The 17,826-nt window shown below is 34.9% G+C and carries 11 protein-coding genes; 4 read left to right on the top strand and 7 right to left on the bottom strand.

Annotated elements, in window-relative coordinates; translation table 11 throughout:
• On the bottom strand, positions 1 to 792 hold the full coding sequence (gene epsC, locus ACZ2G0_RS14490) for a serine O-acetyltransferase EpsC (RefSeq protein WP_470308227.1): 792 nt from the start codon (positions 790 to 792) through the stop codon (positions 1 to 3).
• A 393-nt stretch (positions 793 to 1,185) separates the two neighbouring features.
• On the bottom strand, positions 1,186 to 1,464 hold the full coding sequence (locus ACZ2G0_RS14485; RefSeq protein WP_470308226.1) for a DUF2752 domain-containing protein: 279 nt from the start codon (positions 1,462 to 1,464) through the stop codon (positions 1,186 to 1,188).
• Positions 1,465 to 1,568: 104 nt separating this feature from the next.
• Here ACZ2G0_RS14485 and ACZ2G0_RS14480 point away from each other — a divergent pair, with 104 nt between their 5' ends.
• A complete protein-coding gene (locus ACZ2G0_RS14480; RefSeq protein WP_470308225.1) occupies positions 1,569 to 1,754 on the top strand; it encodes a hypothetical protein in 186 nt (61 codons plus the stop codon).
• Positions 1,744 to 2,295, top strand: a complete 552-nt coding sequence (locus ACZ2G0_RS14475; RefSeq protein ID WP_470309852.1) for a Smr/MutS family protein — start codon at positions 1,744 to 1,746, stop codon at positions 2,293 to 2,295. Before ACZ2G0_RS14480 ends, ACZ2G0_RS14475 begins: the two co-directional genes overlap by 11 nt.
• 89 nt (positions 2,296 to 2,384) lie before the next feature.
• Here ACZ2G0_RS14475 and ACZ2G0_RS14470 read toward each other — a convergent pair whose 3' ends face one another.
• On the bottom strand, positions 2,385 to 3,335 hold the full coding sequence (locus ACZ2G0_RS14470; RefSeq protein WP_470308224.1) for a hypothetical protein: 951 nt from the start codon (positions 3,333 to 3,335) through the stop codon (positions 2,385 to 2,387).
• Positions 3,336 to 3,568: 233 nt separating this feature from the next.
• Here ACZ2G0_RS14470 and ACZ2G0_RS14465 point away from each other — a divergent pair, with 233 nt between their 5' ends.
• Positions 3,569 to 4,693 carry a cysteine desulfurase family protein gene (locus tag ACZ2G0_RS14465; protein WP_470308223.1) on the top strand — a complete coding sequence of 375 codons (1,125 nt, stop codon included), beginning with the start codon at positions 3,569 to 3,571 and terminating at the stop codon, positions 4,691 to 4,693.
• A gap of 170 nt (positions 4,694 to 4,863) precedes the next feature.
• On the opposite strand, the gene ACZ2G0_RS14460 is transcribed toward ACZ2G0_RS14465, so the two are convergent.
• The 4 genes from ACZ2G0_RS14460 to ACZ2G0_RS14445 form a co-directional block, all read right to left on the bottom strand.
• On the bottom strand, positions 4,864 to 6,075 hold the full coding sequence (locus ACZ2G0_RS14460; protein ID WP_470308222.1) for a cation:proton antiporter: 1,212 nt from the start codon (positions 6,073 to 6,075) through the stop codon (positions 4,864 to 4,866).
• A 585-nt stretch (positions 6,076 to 6,660) separates the two neighbouring features.
• Positions 6,661 to 7,062: a response regulator gene (locus ACZ2G0_RS14455; protein WP_470308221.1), complete on the bottom strand. Its 402-nt coding sequence runs from the start codon at positions 7,060 to 7,062 to the stop codon at positions 6,661 to 6,663.
• Positions 7,049 to 10,084 (bottom strand): PAS domain-containing protein, encoded by a 3,036-nt coding sequence (locus ACZ2G0_RS14450; protein WP_470308220.1) that lies wholly within the window; start codon positions 10,082 to 10,084, stop codon positions 7,049 to 7,051. The genes ACZ2G0_RS14455 and ACZ2G0_RS14450 overlap by 14 nt, the downstream gene beginning before the upstream one ends.
• 544 nt (positions 10,085 to 10,628) lie before the next feature.
• Positions 10,629 to 15,884, bottom strand: coding sequence for an endonuclease (locus ACZ2G0_RS14445; RefSeq protein ID WP_470308219.1), 5,256 nt, complete (start codon positions 15,882 to 15,884; stop codon positions 10,629 to 10,631).
• A gap of 360 nt (positions 15,885 to 16,244) precedes the next feature.
• On the opposite strand from ACZ2G0_RS14445, the gene ACZ2G0_RS14440 reads away from it, so the two are divergent.
• Positions 16,245 to 17,777, top strand: coding sequence for a SulP family inorganic anion transporter (locus ACZ2G0_RS14440; protein ID WP_470308218.1), 1,533 nt, complete (start codon positions 16,245 to 16,247; stop codon positions 17,775 to 17,777).
• Positions 17,778 to 17,826: the final 49 nt, after the last annotated feature.

Below are 17,826 nucleotides of genomic sequence, written 5' to 3'. Positions count from 1 at the left end.
TTATTTGATCTCTTTAATTTTTACTTCTGTTGTTGTGGTGTTTAAAACCATAGATTTTGCAGGAATGGATTTGGTTACCCAGGCATTTCCTCCAATGATGCTTTTGCGACCAATAACGGTAGTTCCGCCAAGAATGGTTGCATTTGCATAAATACATACGTCTTCTTCTACTGTTGGATGTCTTTTTTCATCCTTCATATCCTTGCTTACACTAAGTGCTCCAAGCGTAACTCCTTGGTAGATTTTGACATTTTTAGCAATCACAGCGGTCTCGCCAATTACGATTCCGGTGGCATGATCAATGAAAAATGGCGATGCAATTTGGGCACCTGCATGGATATCCGTTCCTGTGATGCGATGCGCATACTCACTCATGAGCCTAGAAAATAGCAGCAAGTCTAGCTTGTACAACTCATGACTCAATCTATAGATTGCAATAGCATAAAATCCAGGGTAGGCCAAATAAACTTCTTCGATGCTGTTGGAAGCAGGATCGTTCTTGAGAATATAAGTTGCATCTTGATTGAGCTTTTCAAGAACTGAGGGTAGTTTTTCAAGAAAGCTATCCCAATACGAATCACAAAGAGCATTCGGTTTTTTGCAAGCGATAGCTGATATGTCCTTGAATTGTTTTTCTAATTCGTCAATACTTTGTTGTAAAGGGGCATTACTATCGAATAAAGTGTAGAATAATTTCTCAGTAAAAACTTCTGTCTTTGTTTTGATACTGTAATTAATTGTCGAGTGGCTTTTTAATAAACCAATATTTTTAATAATCAGATCTTTTGTCATGATTATGGGGTTGAAATGTTAGTAGAAATTGAAAATGGTGCTCTTTTTATTCAAACAATAAGTATTCCATCGGTCATTGAGCCCGTTATTTAATTTAGTGGTGGCAGGAATGGCAGATGCTTCTTTTTTTATTACAGAGTGAAACAAAGATACCGAACTCTTTTTAATATTGATTCAATTGTCGATTCTGATTTTAGGCGCTTTTCTATGAAAGGGTAATCATTGGAAGCATAATGATTTTTCGTTTTTTGAGACCTATGAAGTTTATTGGAAATTGGATTAGGTTTGAGATTTTCGATAATGATGCCAAACGGAATTTTATCGATCCCGATGCGCTGCACTTTTGAAAATACAGGAACCTCATATCCTATTGAAAATATTTTTTCAGGAGCACTAATGATGCTTAAAAATGTATCCCGCAATCATGAAAACAACATTGATCATCCCTAAAATCAAAACTAATTTTTGAGAAAAAATACGTTTAAAAAGGAAATGAAAAGGAATGGAAAGAAGGAAAAATAAGGAGGTAAAAATGGCGGGATACATTTGAAAAGAACGCTCAAAATCTCCTGCCAAAAGGAGTAGGAGTGACCGCTGAAAACCACAACCCAAACACTCCATTCCAAAGAGTGTTTTGCTTAAGCAAGGCAACATGTATTTTTCTAAATTCAAGCTATTTATTTTGGTCTAAAATTACAAAATATTTAGAAACCTTTTTTGATTAAAAACGAAGCCAATTTTAAATTTGTTACTTTTGGAATCTGATACAAATAGAAATGAAGAAAATTGTAATTTTAATAATGGTTGTTGCGATCATTGTTGCTTTTTATGAGCAGGTGAGTCCCGATAAAAATGTCTATGTAACGGTAGTTGCTATTGTTGTTTTTATGTATGGAATGATGCAACTGAGTGCCAAAACACCAAGTAAGAACCAAGAAAAAGAAGAAGATGATGATCAATAAAGGAGATAAAGTTTCAGTACTAGATGAGGCGGTAAACGGAATCGTAATTGCTACCAAAGGAGAAGAAGTAACCATTGAAACAGAGGATGGATTCGTGATGACATTTTTTGTCAACGAGTTGCTTAAGATAAACGATTCCAGTAATTTAATGGATTCTATTAAAAGAATTAATATAGATGAAATAAAAAAGGAAAAAGAGATTCCAAAACCACGTAGTTTTGTAAAAGAACGTAAAGATAAGCACGAAGTTTCGGTACCAGAATTCGATTTACACATCGAAAAATTAGTTCCTAATAAACGCGGAATGTCAAATTATGATATTCTGACTTTACAATCCGAAACTGCTAAACGCCATATTGAATTTGCGATAAAAAACAGGATCCCCAAGATTGTTTTTATTCATGGAGTTGGCGAAGGCGTCTTGAAAGCCGAGCTTGATTTCTTGCTAGGCAGGTACGATAATATTGATTTTAAAGAGGCCAATTATCAAAAATATGGTCAAGGTGCTACCGAGGTTTTTATCAAACAAAGTAGTCGATAACTAGACGTTTTAGTCAATAAAAAAGCGCTCATTTGTTTGTACAAATGAGCGCTTTTTTTTTGATGATTTGGAGGCGTTTTTTTTACCGTTTAATTGGTGGTTAAGAGGTCGCCAAAAACATAAATATCTCCTAGTAAAAAGTCATTATTTCCCTTCTTGAAAGTTACCTTTTTTAATACAATTGTATGCTTAAAAGTAGTAGGTCCACTAGTAGTTGTTGTGACCTCAATAATACCACTTGCGCCACTTACTCCGGCAACTGCATTCCACTCTTGACTCACTGTTGGACTCGTTGGAGTAAAGGTGTTACAAAAGTAGCTATTGGTCAAAACTCCACCGGTAAATAAACGATAAGTTAAGCTGTTAGTGGTAGCTGATATTAGCCCGGTTCTGGGTGTATTCAAGGGAGTAACTGCATTTGCAATCAGACTAGGATCGATATTAAGTTGCATCGCTTCGCTACTTGTAAAGTTGTAAACTTGATTAGATGTACTGCATTTATCTAAGGTTTGATCGAATAAAAAAGGCAAGGTTGTAGCGGTGGTTTTGTAATCTCCAAAGAGAAATGTTTCGTACTTTTGGTCTCCATTGCTTTTTTCAAAAGTCACATTTTTCAAAACGATATTATGATTGTACCCAGTTATGGTAGTACCATTGGTTGTAGTATTGGTTTCTTTGTTAGCGCTGGTGGTTATCACTATTTGGCCTTTGGTAGCTGTCCATTGGTCTGTTACAATAGGCGATGCTGGCGGAATAGTTTCGCAAATAGTGCTTGAAGTAACTACGCCGTTATAAAAGCGATAAATTACTCTGTTTGTAGTATTAATTTCAAGCGTTGTAGTAGACGTTTCATTGGTGAATGTAGTTGCCGGAATATCTAGAAGTAGCGCTTCTTTGTCTTTTAATTTGTAAATTATACCATTTGTACAACTTTCTGTAGCTTCGATATCTTCGAAACTAATATTTTCTTGTATTAAGTTACCATCATCACAACTGTTGATTGCGAAGGCAATACATAATAAACCTATAACTCTTTTCATGTTTTTTATATTTGTAACAAAAATAGAATTTTTAAGTGGTATCAAATGCAGTAGTACCTAAAATTGGTTATTTTAACAATTTATTAGTTATTAAATATGAAAAACGACGCAGTTGTACTGTTGATGCGATCCAACAAAAAGAACTGAAATCACTATCTTTGCCCCAGATTGAAATCGTATTCAAACTTTAATTTTTGATGTTGATTTCAATTTTGAACCTTTAATACCTATCCATGAGTAAAGTATATTTAGATAATGCAGCCACTACAGCAATTCATCCCTTGGTGATTGATGAAATGACTAAGGTAATGACCAATGATTATGGTAATCCTTCGTCTACTCATAGTTTTGGAAGAAATGCCAAGAGTATTTTGGAGTTGTCTAGAAAATCAATTGCTAAGCATTTTAATGTTTCAGCTCAAGAAATCATTTTTACTTCGGGTGGAACCGAATCGAATAACTGGATCCTTAGATCAGCCGTAGTAGATTTAAAAGTGAAACGAATTATAACTACTAAAATTGAGCACCATGCCGTTTTAGAAACGGTTTTAGCTTTGCAAAAGGAGTTTGGGATTCAAGTTGATTTTGTTTCGGTTAAACCAAATGGAGCAATAGATTTGACTAATCTAGTGGAATTGTTAGCTCAGGAGGTGAAGACATTAGTTAGCTTAATGCATGTTAATAATGAAATAGGAACCGTTTTAGATCTTGAAAGAGTAGGAGTGATATGCAAGGAGCATCAAGTACTTTTTCACTCGGATACGGTACAAGCAATTGGTAAAACGCCTATCGATTTACAAGTAATTCCCGCTGATTTTATCGTTGCCAGTGCGCACAAGTTTCACGGACCTAAAGGAGTTGGTTTTGCTTTTGTTCGAAAGAATTCGGGATTACAACCTCTTTTTCATGGTGGAGAGCAAGAAAAAGGAGTGCGTGCAGGAACTGAGGCTTTGCATCAAATTGCGGGTATGGCGAAGGCCTTATCACTATCTTATGAAAATCTAGAGCAGGATAAGAACTATATTTTAGGTTTACGAGCGTACTTGCTATCCCAATTAGATATTCATTTTACTGGTTATCAAATTAATGGTAGTAGAGACGGGTTTTACACTATGTTAAATGTAATGCTTCCTTTTTCCAGTGATAAGACGGCAATGATTTTATTTCATTTAGATATGAAAGGGGTTGCAGTTTCGCGAGGTAGTGCCTGTCAAAGTGGTAGCATCAGACCATCGCATGTTTTGGAACAAATGCTTACAATAGAAGATGTAAATAAACCGAGCTTGCGCATTTCGTTTAGTCAGTTCAATACTAAAGCAGATATCGATCAATTAATTAGTGCTTTACAATCGATTTAAAAGCTTTTACCTTTGATAATGTAAAAGGTGGTTCTTTTTGGTTCGATTATTAAAGAAAAGCAGCATTGTTTTTAAAATTAGTTTGATCTTGAATTAATTTTATGTTGACAATAGGAAATAAAAAAATCCGTTAGAAAGTACATTACTTTTTAACGGATTTTTCATAAAATTTAGTCTAAGATAGCTTCTTCTTGCTCTCGTCGTCTCTTGCTTAAGAGTGTTTCTCTTCTTTTTGCAGTTACCATTAGTCCAATCATCATTATAATGGCAGTTAGTAAAATAACCTGAATTATAAGGGACTTATTCACAATATCAATGGTGTGTTCAGGGGTAATTGATAAAAACAATAAAATGGTTATCAAACCTCTTGGAGCCACAAAAAGGAGCGGAGATAGCGGTATTTTAGAGATTTTCAATTGTATGAATCTCAGTATAAAAAGAATAGCAACAATAATCGCAGCCCATCCCAGCGTATCGGTATTGATTATCTCAGCCGTTTTAATTAAGTAACCAAATAGTAAGAAGAATAAGGCGCGTACTAAAAAGGTCGCTTCAATTATTAGCTCTTTAAATTTAGCAACCTCTTTATTTAGTAAATCCAAACGAAACCGTTGTGTCCATTGATACCCTTTTAATTCATCTAAATTCCCTATTGATAATCCAAAAACTAAAATAAAGATTAGAGCCGGAAGGTGGAAGATTTTAGAAACCTCGTAGATCAAAATTATTAATAAAATGATGGGTACGAACTTGATGTGATGGTCAATTTTATTCAGTAAAAATGATAATAAGATAGTTGCCACAAATGAAATCACAACTATTATAAGGATCTCAAGGCAAAAGTATCCAAACGTTTCTAATCCAAAAGTAGCATTAAAAGCAACAAAATTAAAGAAGATTACACCAAAAATATCCGATAAACTGCTTTCGTAAATAATAAATTCTTTTTGGTTTTTAGTTAAATTTCGCACACTCGGAATAGCAATTGCACTACTGATAACACAAAACGGAATCGCATTTGTTAAACAATCCTTGAAAGAATAGCCACCATAATAATGTAACATATAAGCTAAGGAAAATGCTAATACAATCAGCGGTAAAAAAGCCCCTAAGGATGATTTTTTTATCAATAAGACCTTTGATTTATTAAGTTCTAATTCTAATGAACCTTCTAATACGATCAATATTAATCCAATAGTACCTAAAATTGGCAAGGTAGCGCTTAAATCAGGCAGTTCGATATCCAGTAATAGTGTTGTTTCTCGAACAAACCATCCTAAAACAAGCAATAATATTACTGAAGGTATTTGAGTACGGGAGGCAGTTAAATCGAATAAATAGGCAATAAGAAGTAAAAGACAAAGTGCAATTATGATGGTCATAAAAATTTTTTTGTGATTTTGTAGATTTCCACTAGCGTTTTGATAGAAATCTTTTATTTGGGTTGTATTTCAGGCTCAAAATACAAAATAAACTGCTGCTTTAAAAGAATAAAATAGGTTGTTGTAAATTTTACTGATTCTTCTAATTTTTAATTTAGTAAGCAATAGGTGTTTATTCGTTTTTCAAGTCTAGTATATTCCATGTTTTTAGGGGTAAATGTACTATTTATTGTTGTAAACTTGACTTTTTTTTACGGACTTACTGCTGTTTTTTAGATCAAAATAAATTTGTGAGTAAAAATTATTTCATGAGTTGAGGCGTCATTACTCTAGTTTTTACTGGAATTAAATCATTATTATAAGTATTGATGGAATTTTTTTGAAATTACTAGTAGTTACTTAGGATACTATTTTCGTTTAATTATTTATCGAGCAATTTAGTTCATGCTTTAGTTCCTTTTCAATTTAATTGAAGTAATATTGAGAAGGTTTAGTTTTGTACACTAAAAAGTTCTGTTTCATTATTTTGAGCAATAAAAGTGTTTTTTATAGGAAAATCACACAAATGAAATCAACTACTAAATACTAAATTTGATTGTGATTTTCTAGAATTTTTTGCAGCTCACCATTGGTAATTGGTTTAACAATGTATCTATTTACTTCGTCGTATTTTTTAGCTTTTTCGACATCAGCGGGATCAACTGAGCTAGTAATAATATAAATAGTAATAGGATAGTCGTTAGGAATTTTAGTAAACTCTTCTAAAAACTGCCAACCATCCCAAACAGGCATGTTTAAGTCGAGAAAAATCACGTCGGGCTGAGGTTCATTAGCTAAAATAGTGTTTTTTAACTTGTCATAAGCCTCTTTTCCGTTTTCGTAAACGATTACACTTTCGCTAAAATTTGATAATTGCATGATTCTTTTTGTACCAAAAACAAAGATGGGATCGTCATCTATAATGCAGGCTATGTTAATTCTTTTCATAGTTAAAATATATTTTAAACGTGGTTCCAACGTTGACTTCGCTTTCGACTTCAATCTTACCATTCATGGCTTCTACCTGATTCTTACTAATAAAAAGTCCAATTCCCCTGGCATCTTTATTATTGTGAAATGTTTTGTACATTCCAAATAATTTGTCACGATTCTTCTTCAAATCAATCCCTATTCCATTGTCTTCTACGTGCAATACAATGTACTCGTCTTCGGTGGTAGTGTATACTTTGATGAAGCTATCAACCTTATTAGACTTATACTTTATACCATTTGTTACAAAATTTAACAAAATACTTTCTAAATAAGCAGGGATGACCTGTATGTTTAAAGAATCATCAATTGTGTTAATGATTTCAATTTGAGCATGCATTGCAAGACCTGCTACATTTTTAATGGTTTGTTCCATAAAATCATTTAAATTGACGTCTTGTAAATTTTCGCTTGTTGCGGTATTCATTAAGACAACTTCATTTAAATGAGTAATCGTGTTTTTTAAGTTACTGGAGGCCATCGTAAGCATTTCAATAAATTGATTGCTTTCAAGCTCAGGATATTCCTGTACATATAAATCTAGCATCATGGCAATATTACCGGAGTGTGATCGTAAATTGTGCGATACGATATGAGCAAAGTTTTTCAACCGTTCGTTTTGGTCTTTGGTAACTTCTAGTAAAGACTGAATTTCTTTTTCTGTTTTTTTGATATAACTAATGTCAGTCGCTATACCTAAATAACCATTCACTACATTATCCTTTTTTACAGATGTTACTGTAAGTTGCACGGGAAATTGAGTACCATCTTTTTTTACATATGTCCATTCGCGGGTATCAAATTCATTTTTATTGGCACCGTAGGTAAAAACGTCAAAGCCTTGAACGATTTCATTATTTTTCTCCTGAATTTCTCTTGATCTTTCTTCAACTTCTGAGGTAAGGTGAATGATTGCGGGAGTTTCCACATGTAGTATTTCGTCTTTGTTATACCCTAGAAGGTTTTCAGCTCCTTTGTTAAAAGTCCGGATGAGACCAAATACATCAGTTTCAATCAAGGCTACTTGGGTACTCGCTTCAAATAGCGCTTTCATTTTAGAATTATTGTCCTCTAATTGTTGCTCCGCTTTCTTTTGAGCCGTGATATCTATAATTTGAGAAATGAAATATAAAATTTCGTCGTCTTCTCCTCTTGCTGCCGATACCCCTAAAATGATGTTTATGATTTCGTTATTTTTTGAAAAATATCGTTTTTCCATGTGGTAATACGACCTTTTTCTGTGAATTAGCTCTTTTAGTAGTTCTAAGTCTAAATTAAGATCGTCTGGATGCGTAATGTCTTGAAACGTTTTAGTGAGCAACTCCTCTGATGAATAATTAAGCATTTCACATAATCGCTGATTGACCTTAAGCCATTTGCCCGTTTTATCAAGAAAAGCCATTCCGATGGCAGCATTTTCAAAATTTTCTCTAAAAGTTTGCTCGCTGATTTTTAACTGTTCCTCGGTCTTTTTTCTAGCGGTGATATCAGATGTAAACATTAAAAGTCCTCCAACCGTTCCGTTATCATTATACCACGGTTTTACAGACCAAGAAATCCATTGCACACTGCCATCTGCTCTTACAAATTTTTCTTCGTCTTTTTCTTCTGATTGGCCAAGAAGGCAGTTTGCGTGTATTTCTTTCCATTCATCGCTTATTTCTGGAAATAATTCATAATGCGATGTGCCAATGATTTCTTTGTCGGTTAAGTTATAGTCCTCTTGCCATTTTTTAGACGCAGCTAAATACTTCATGTTAGTATCCAACATAGCTATCGCGGTTGGAGTATGCCTAATGAAAAGTAAATTGCGACGTATGGATTTTTTTTGTTCGGTGATGTCGGTATGAATTCCATACATCAATAGTGGTTTACCATCAGGAGTCCAACTAATTATTTTTCCTTTATCAAGCACCCAAATCCAACTCCCATCTTTATGTTTGAGGCGGTATTCGGCCTCGTAGTATTCTAATTTTTTATCAAAGCAGTCTTGCATTTTTGAATTAGTATGTTGCAAGTCATCAGGATGAATTAAACTTTGCCACTTTTCAGTAGTTACTGGGGCTATTTCATCAAGTGTATACCCTAATATTGCAGCCCAAATTTCGTTGTGCACCGTTTCATCCGTTTGGATGTTCCATTGCCAAGTGCCAGAATTAGTGGACTGGATTATGCTTTGTAGTTTTTCTTTTTCTTGTTCTAAGGCTAGGCTAGCTTCTTTTACGACGGTAATATCTTGAAATGTGCCATATACTCTTTTACAAACCCCTTTTGAAAAAATGGCTTGACCTATTGATCGTACCCATTTAATGTTTTTTTGTAAAGTAACTATTTGAAGCTCTAAATTAAATGGAGTACCTGCAGTAACACAATTGCCAAAGGCTTCTTCGATTGTATTTCGGGAATCTCCTTCTAAATAAAAGTTTAACGCTGTTGCTACATCGGGTTCAAAATCCACCTCTGCCTCGTGAATTATCTTGGTTATGTGGCTCCATTCCAGCTTTGCTTTTACAATGTTTAAATCCCAATACCCAATTAAAGCTGCCTCATTTGATTTTTCAAGGAACTCTTCTTGCTTTTTTAGTTTTTTAAGGTATTTTTTTTCGTTATTGTTTAGTTTTGACTTTGTATAGCAGTTGATATAAGCAAGGGGAGTTCCTTGATTATTTTTGATCACTCTGCTTTTACATTGCATGGCAATCTTTGTACCGTCATTGTGCTGAAGATAAACTATGCCTTGTTCATCACTAGCAGTATCTATACCTAAGGGTTTTATTTGTTTTTGAGTGCTTTTGGTTGCGGTATAAAAAACTTCGGACTCATAACCTAAATTAAGCCAAAGTCTTGGATTAATCCATTGCTCTTTTGGATTTAAAGCATTTTTAAAGTGCAATCCATCGATAGCCCATTGCTGAATGAAATCAAAAATTGATTCATCATTTTTTATGTACTCTAAAAGCTGTTTCTTAGGGTTACTCATTATTACTACTTTACGACTTGAATATACTTTGATTCGTTTTTAATCGGTAAAAAATGGGATCATGTCAGTCCTGATTTTTTTTTACCACTAAAATGACTACAAGGTAATAAAATATTTTGAGGTTATCCGTAATTGTAAAAATATGTCAAGAATTAAATTTAAACACAACTAACTATTTGTATATGAGTTATTTTGGTCAATTGTTTGATTGTGATTGGATCGATAGTAAATGTTTTATTTAACTGACTATTAATGGGTTTGATTTTTAAAACGAAATTGATTTTTTTATCATATTTTGCTCTTATCGATGGGCAATTGTGCTCAATCCACAACATTAAAGTATTTTTATTGTAAATGTATTATTGTTACTTGATAGTGCTTTAAAATGTCCTATGGTTCTGTTTTGTGTTTTTTTTGAAGCGTGGTGGTACTTCAGTTCACATAGGGGCTGTAATTTTTATAAAAATTTTTGTAATAAAAAAACCGCCAAAATTGCTTTTGGCGGTTTGAATTTAATTATTTAAAAATAGTAGGGAAGTAAATTTTACTTTTTAATTAAGAACTTTACATCTTGTACTTTACCATTCACAATTGTTTTCAAGAAATAATTTCCTTTTGCTAAGTTTGATAATGTTAGAATTAGATCAGAATTACCACTTTTTACATCATGTGAAGTTTGTTGCATTACTTGTCCATTAAAATTGTAAACTACAAGTTCAACTTTTACATTTATTAAACTGTCAACAGTAACAGTAACAGTATTCACAAAAGGATTTGGGTATATAACAACATCCGTAAAAGTTGTTCTTTGATCAATTTGTGCGGAACAATTACCAAGTGTATCGCCATGCGCTAAATGGCTTGCAACTGCATTTTCATCAATGCAAATTGTTTTTCCATTATGACAGATCTCTACTTTAGGGTTTTTCGGGTTATTTCCGCATTTCACGTCGATTACTGTCACTGTTTTTTCCGTAGCAGATATACAACCATTGGCGTCTTTTACTATTAAAGTATAAGTAGTTGTAGTCTCCGGACAAACAGTTATACTTGGAGTTTTTGCTCCATTACTCCATTCGTAGGTATACGGTTTAACACCTCCAGTTACCTCTCCTGCAGCGAGTGTAGTACACGCATTTTTAGCGTACCCATAATATACTGTTGCATTAGCAGTAGTTGGAATTGAAAGTAACGTAGGTTCAGTGATCGTAAAACTAGCTGTTTTTTTATTGTTTAAAGCATCTGTAATTTCAACCGAATATTGTCCCGGATTTAGACCTGTCAATTCGCTTGTTTTTGCTCCTGTACTCCAAGTGTAAACATAAGGAGCGATTCCGCCTGATACAGTTACTTTTGCTGTTCCATTGGCCTCACCTTTGCACGTTACATTGGTGGAAGTTATAGCACCTAATGTTAGTGCCTTTAGTTGCAATCTTGCTGAAACAGGGAAGTGATCTGAAGCTGTTTTGGTATAATTAGCATCAAAAAACTCATAATGAACTCTTGCTGATCCGTCAATATAAAGGTCGGCTAGTTCATTAGATACCGTAATATGATCAATCATGTTTTCAAAAGTTGCATACGATCTAAATCCTTGTTCGCTTAATGTTTTAGTCAGAATTCTATATCGAGCAGTGTCCTTTACATAAGCGTCAAAAGTCGAGACTGTTGTTGGAACATTCGATACAGTAAAGTCTACATCATCGTTATAATCCCCTAACAATATCAAGTTTGCAGTCGGATACTGAGCATCTAGTGTGTCTTTCAATACTTCGACGTCAAATTTACGCATGTCATACTTACCTTGTTCACCGCCGCTTGTATTGGCTCTGGCATGTAAGTCAATTATGTTAATCTGTTTGGTTTCTCCACCAATGGTTACGTCAGCGATCATCATAAAAGGTAATCTTCCACTAGCAAAAAATCTTGATTTATCAGCATCTGGATAATTCGCTATAGCAGTTGTACTACCTCCATTGTAAAATGGATGAATTGTTTCCAATAAAACTTTAGTTTTCACTGGTTTCACTGTTTTATTTTTGTAAATAAAACCTACTTTCTGCTTTGGACTAGTGTTATCGCTAGGATATGAGGTCGCTTCTGATAAAACAAAACTATAATCGTTCATTTCACTAACCATTTGAGCGAAAAGTACATCATCAGATACTTCTTCTACAGCGTAGATATCAGCGTCAAGTTGCTGCAATACATTTTTAACAGCTTCTTTTTGGATCGCATCTGAATTTGGTTTTCCTTTTGCTGGTGAATTTGTTTCATCACCAAACCAGGCTACGTTCCAAGTTGCTACATCAAAAGTTTTATCCATTGAAATACTCAAGTCACTTCCTGTTTGTTGGTACTTATTAGCACATGGGAAGTCTGTTCTCATTCTTGGGAGTATTTGCTGGGTAGCGAAATAATTTGAAACAACACCTATAATCTCATTGCAGTTTGCAGGTTGTGCAAAGCCTACAAGTTCACTTACATCTGCGTCTAAACGCAATTGAGCCGTTCCACTAGCATCAGTAATATTGATACTAGAGTTTCCAAACATCATTTCTCCTGGCTTAGGGAAAGTAGTGTTTACAATTCGAACCAACTCCGCTGGGTGGTTTACCATTTCGTTTAACGTAATTGTTTTAACCTGTATTGGATTACTTGAAGGTCCGTTGTTAGTTACAGCACTTACCGGACTAATTTGAACTTGACCTGTAAAAGTACTTCTTGTTCCCGTGATAGTAACAGAATCTCCTATTTTGAACAAGCCCGCACCATGAACTGTTTTGTCAAATACAGCAATCGCACCTGTGGCATCTTGAATGTATGCGCTACCTGCAAATTGGTCTGAAACAGTCAATGTTCCTGTCACAGTTACAATTTCTCCATCGGCTTTTGCTCTAGCCTCAGCAATTGGTAATACTACAATTATTTCGCTTGCATTTCCAAAAAACTGTCCTTTGTTAATAGCTCCGTAAGTAGAATTTGCGGCTTGCCAAGTAAAATCAGCATAAGTAAACCCTGCTCCCGTTAATTGAAGTGAAGTTCCTAAAAGTGCAGTGCTGGCTTCAGCAATACCTATATCAGTACTTGTTAATCCAATCGCTGGTCCATTGGTAGCAGTAAAACTACCTTCGTAACTTAAAAACTGAATTACTTTTCCATTTGGATCTACTAATGCGATTCCGTCAGGAGATCCGTTTTGTAGATTAGGGATAGGGCTAAAAACAGTTCCGTAGCCATTTAATTGATCTGTTATAACACCAGATAGGTTTATAATTGGAGTGTAACTTTTTCCGTCAGATCCATTGTAAGGAACAAGGCTCCATCCTGTTAAATTAATACCGGCATATCCAGCTATTTCTACTCCTTCACCAACATCTGTTCCAGCGTTATCGTAATGAATTTCATTGATGAATATTAAATCACCAAATTTTTGTCCTTTATTGGTTTTACCAAAGGTGCTTACCGCAGCCTCCCAAGTAAAATCGCTATATTTTGTTCCTCGGCCAATTAACTGAAGTGAATTTCCAACTGTTGCCGTACTCGCTTCTGCAATTCCAATGTCAATACTAGTCTTACCAATCGCTGGTCCGTTAGTAGCCGTAAAACTACCTTCATAACTCAAGAATTGAATTACATTATTATTAGCATCAACCAAGGCTACACCATCAGGAGAACCGTTTTGAAGTCCAGGAATAGCTACTGATATAGTACCGTAACCGTTTAATTGATTTGGTATAATGCCTGATAAAGTTCCCACAGGATTGTACGTTTTACCGTCAGCACCGTTATAAGGAATAATTTTCCATCCTGTCACATCGATTCCAGCGATTCCAGCAATTTCGACACCTTCCTCAATGTCAGCACCTGCGTTATCATAGTGAATTTCATTTATAAACACAGCCCCCGCCGTTACAGGTATACTATTATTCAAGGTTTTTACAGCCACAGTATTGCTAGCTGCGGATGTGTTATCATCAGCATCTAAAGCTACTACTGTAAAATTATAGTCAGTATTTGCAGTTAAAGCAGTAAAAGTGAACGTAGTGCTTGTTGTAGCTGCAACTAATGTGGTTCCATCATAAATTTCATAAGATACTGCGGCAGCTACTGTATCCCAAGATAGGGTAGTGGTCGTTGCGGTAGTATTTGTAGCCACAGCATTTGCAGGAGCAGTTAAAGGAATTTTGATGGTCGAAAAAGACTGTCCAACATTGATAGCTCCATAGCTACTTGCGGTCATAGCTTGCCAAGTAAAATCACTGTATTGGGTCCCTTTTCCTTTTAATTGTAAAGATAAACCAACAGCTTCTGTACCGTTTTCTACAACTCCAATATCAATACTAGTCATACCGTTGGCAGGACCGTTTGTAGCAACAAATACTCCTTCATAGCTTAAAAACTGCACTGCTTTACCTGTAGCATCTACAAGAGCTATACCATCAGGAGATCCGTTTTGTAAACCAGCAATTGCAACGAAAACAGTTCCAAAACCATTTGATTGATTAGGGATTGTACCTGATAATGTTCCAATTGGAGTATACGTTGCGCCAGAACCTATCGCTCCATTGTACGGAACAATTGTCCATCCTGTTAAATCAGTACCTGCTGTTCCAGCGATTTCTACTCCCTCACCTACATCTGTTCCCACATTATCGTAGTGAATTTCGTTAATAAAAACGACTGAGGTTGTTGGAGCGGGCGGTGGTGTACCAGCCAACGTTTTAACCGCTACACTATTACTACTACCTGAAATATTTCCTGCAGCATCAAATGCTTTTACCGAAAAAGTATAATTAGTGTTAGCAACTAAATCTGTGAAAACATAATTTGCTGTTGATGAAGATGCTATTAATACGGTTCCGTTATAGATTCGGTATCCTAAAACCCCAACATTATCTGTAGATTGTACCCAACTTAATGAAGTACCAGTAGCTGTAGTGTTTGTAGCAAAAAGTGTTGCTGGTACAGTTGGAGCTTGAGTATCAATTTGAACACTACCATCAAATCTATTTTGCGCTTGAGGTCCGCCCCATATAGCTGTTGCAAAGGCGGGATTGTCAATAAAAGGATTACGATTACCTTGCACACCCTCCAAAATTGTATTTCTATTAAGCTCTACTTGAGATACTGGATCTTCAGCATTCCACTGTAAAAGCACATCAGGGATATCAGTACTAAAAGTTTGTGGTCCCACAGCAATCACATTGGGTAAACATTGATTACCATAACGCACATACATATACATTACCATTCGAGCTACATCACCTTTCCATTCATCACCTGGATACCAGTAAGTTCCGTTAATTAATTTAGAATTTCCAGTTCCAGCTCCAAAAGGGTAGTTGTTTCTTGTAGCATTTAAAGTAATGTCCGATGCACGCAAATGGTGCGCATCACTTCCAGGTCCTTCACTACCTAAATTAGGATTACCTAATGATCGTGCATAAACATGCTCTCTGTTCCAATTTCCTTGATTTCCCCCGTTAGCATCTTTTGCTCGAGTTCTATCATTTGTGATATCGGTATCGGTATCATTGTAACCATAAATCAACAATACCTTAGTAGGATCAGTTGGATCTAAGTCGGTTTGCTTTAAAGCATCCCATACTCCAGGAGTGTAGTTTAAATTTATGGTATTGCGACTTATTAAGGTAGCAAGGCTAGTTTTTAAAGTGTTTCCATTTTGGGTAATGTTGGTTCCGTTGTAATAAGAGGGAATTTGACCAAACGAAATGACACTTAATAGAGAGAATACAGCAATAAAAAATGACTGTCTTTTTAAGTAAAATTGCTTCATAGTTGAGGTATAAATTAATCGACCGTAAATATATTCATTATCACATCTTATTATGATAGATAGTATTAACAAATTGTTAAAATTATTAACAAAAAGTCTCCGTAAAAAATAGATAAATCAGTAAATTGAATAAATCAATAAGTATTTATGTATAAAACCGTTTGTTGAGCAGTTTGACTACTTCACTTTGACCGTCAATTTAAAAGATATACATTTGCAGTTGGATATCGGGAAAACTTCTATTTTAGTGTCTAGTTATGCCTTTGAAGCTGTTTATTTTACCATTGTATTATGGTAGTAAACAGTAGTAATCCAGCTATTACGCACTCGTCTTTTTTTTCAAAGCTTTTAATTCTACAAATGAAACAGTATTTTAACTTATTTGATTTTTCACAAAAAGTAAACTTTAAAACAGAAATCTTAGCAGGCTTAACCGTTGCTATGACTATGATTCCTGAATCACTTTCGTTTGCAATTTTAGCAGGTTTTCCACCATTAGTAGGACTATATGCTGCTTTTATTATGGGACTTGTAACCGCTATTTTTGGTGGTAGACCTGGATTGGTCTCCGGAGGCGCGGGAGCAACAGTGATTGTTTTGATTGCTTTAATGAAATCAAACGGATTAGAATATGTTTTTGCAGCGGTCGCTTTAGCCGGTCTAATCCAAATTTTAGTAGGACTATTTAAATTAGGTAAATTCATTCGGTTAGTTCCACAGCCCGTAATGTTCGGTTTTGTAAACGGCTTAGCTATCATTATTTTTATGTCTCAATTAGAGCAGTTTAAAACTATTGTAAATGGGGAGACAGTTTGGTTATCTGGGAATCCATTATACATTATGATTGGGCTTGTCGCATTAACAATCGCTGTTGTGCTATTATTTCCGAAGGTCTCAAAAGCAATTCCGGCCTCTTTGGTAGCGATACTCATAGTGTTTGGTTTGGTCTTAGGATTGGGAATACAAACTAAAACAGTAGCGGATATTGCTTCGATTAGTGGTGGTTTTCCACCTTTTCATATTCCAAATATTCCTTTAACTTTTGAAACACTACAATTAATTTTTCCTTATGCTTTAATAATGGCATCTGTAGGTCTTACCGAAGGCTTATTGACTTTGAATTTAGTAGATGAAATTACAGGTACCAAGGGAAAAGGCAATAGAGAATGCATTGCACAAGGAAGTGCTAATATTTTAAATGGTTTTTTCTTTGGTATGGGTGGTTGCCCTATGATTGCGCAAACTCTAGTTAATCTTTCTGCTGGTTCAAGAGCCCGTTTGTCAGGAATCGTTGCAGCATTTACCATTTTAATTATAATCCTATTTGGAGCTCCTGTTATCGAAAAATTACCAATTGCCGCTTTAGTAGGAGTAATGGTTATGGTTGCCATTGGTACCTTTGAATGGATTAGTTTCCGAATTATCAATAAAATGCCTAAGCACGATATTTTTGTTGGAATTTTAGTTGCTATCATAACCATTATGTTGCACAATTTGGCTTTAGCCGTATTAATAGGTGTAATTATATCAGCTCTTGTCTTTGCATGGGAAAGCGCCAAGCGTATTCGTGCCAAGAAGTACATAGATGACAATGGAGTGAAGCATTATGAAATATATGGACCATTATTTTTTGGTTCAACCACTGCGTTCGCTGAAAAATTTGATATTGTAAATGATCCAAAGGAAGTTATTATCGATTTTAAAGAAAGTAAAATAGCCGATATGAGTGCGATTGATGCTTTAAACAAAATTACAGAACGTTATGCAAAGATTCATAAAAAGGTACATCTAAGACACCTAAGTGCTGATTGCCGCCAGCTTTTACACAATGCCGAAGAAGTGATCGAAGTCAATATTATAGAAGATCCAACTTATAAGGTAGCAGTTGATTAAATAAAAATAGGCTTTGAATTTTTCAAAGCCTATTTTTATTTCTATTCTA

The sequence above is a fragment of the Flavobacterium sp. KKT103 genome, assembly GCF_055640565.1.
Note: the sequence above shows the minus strand (reverse complement) of the source record. Positions and strands in the feature narration are given on the sequence as shown.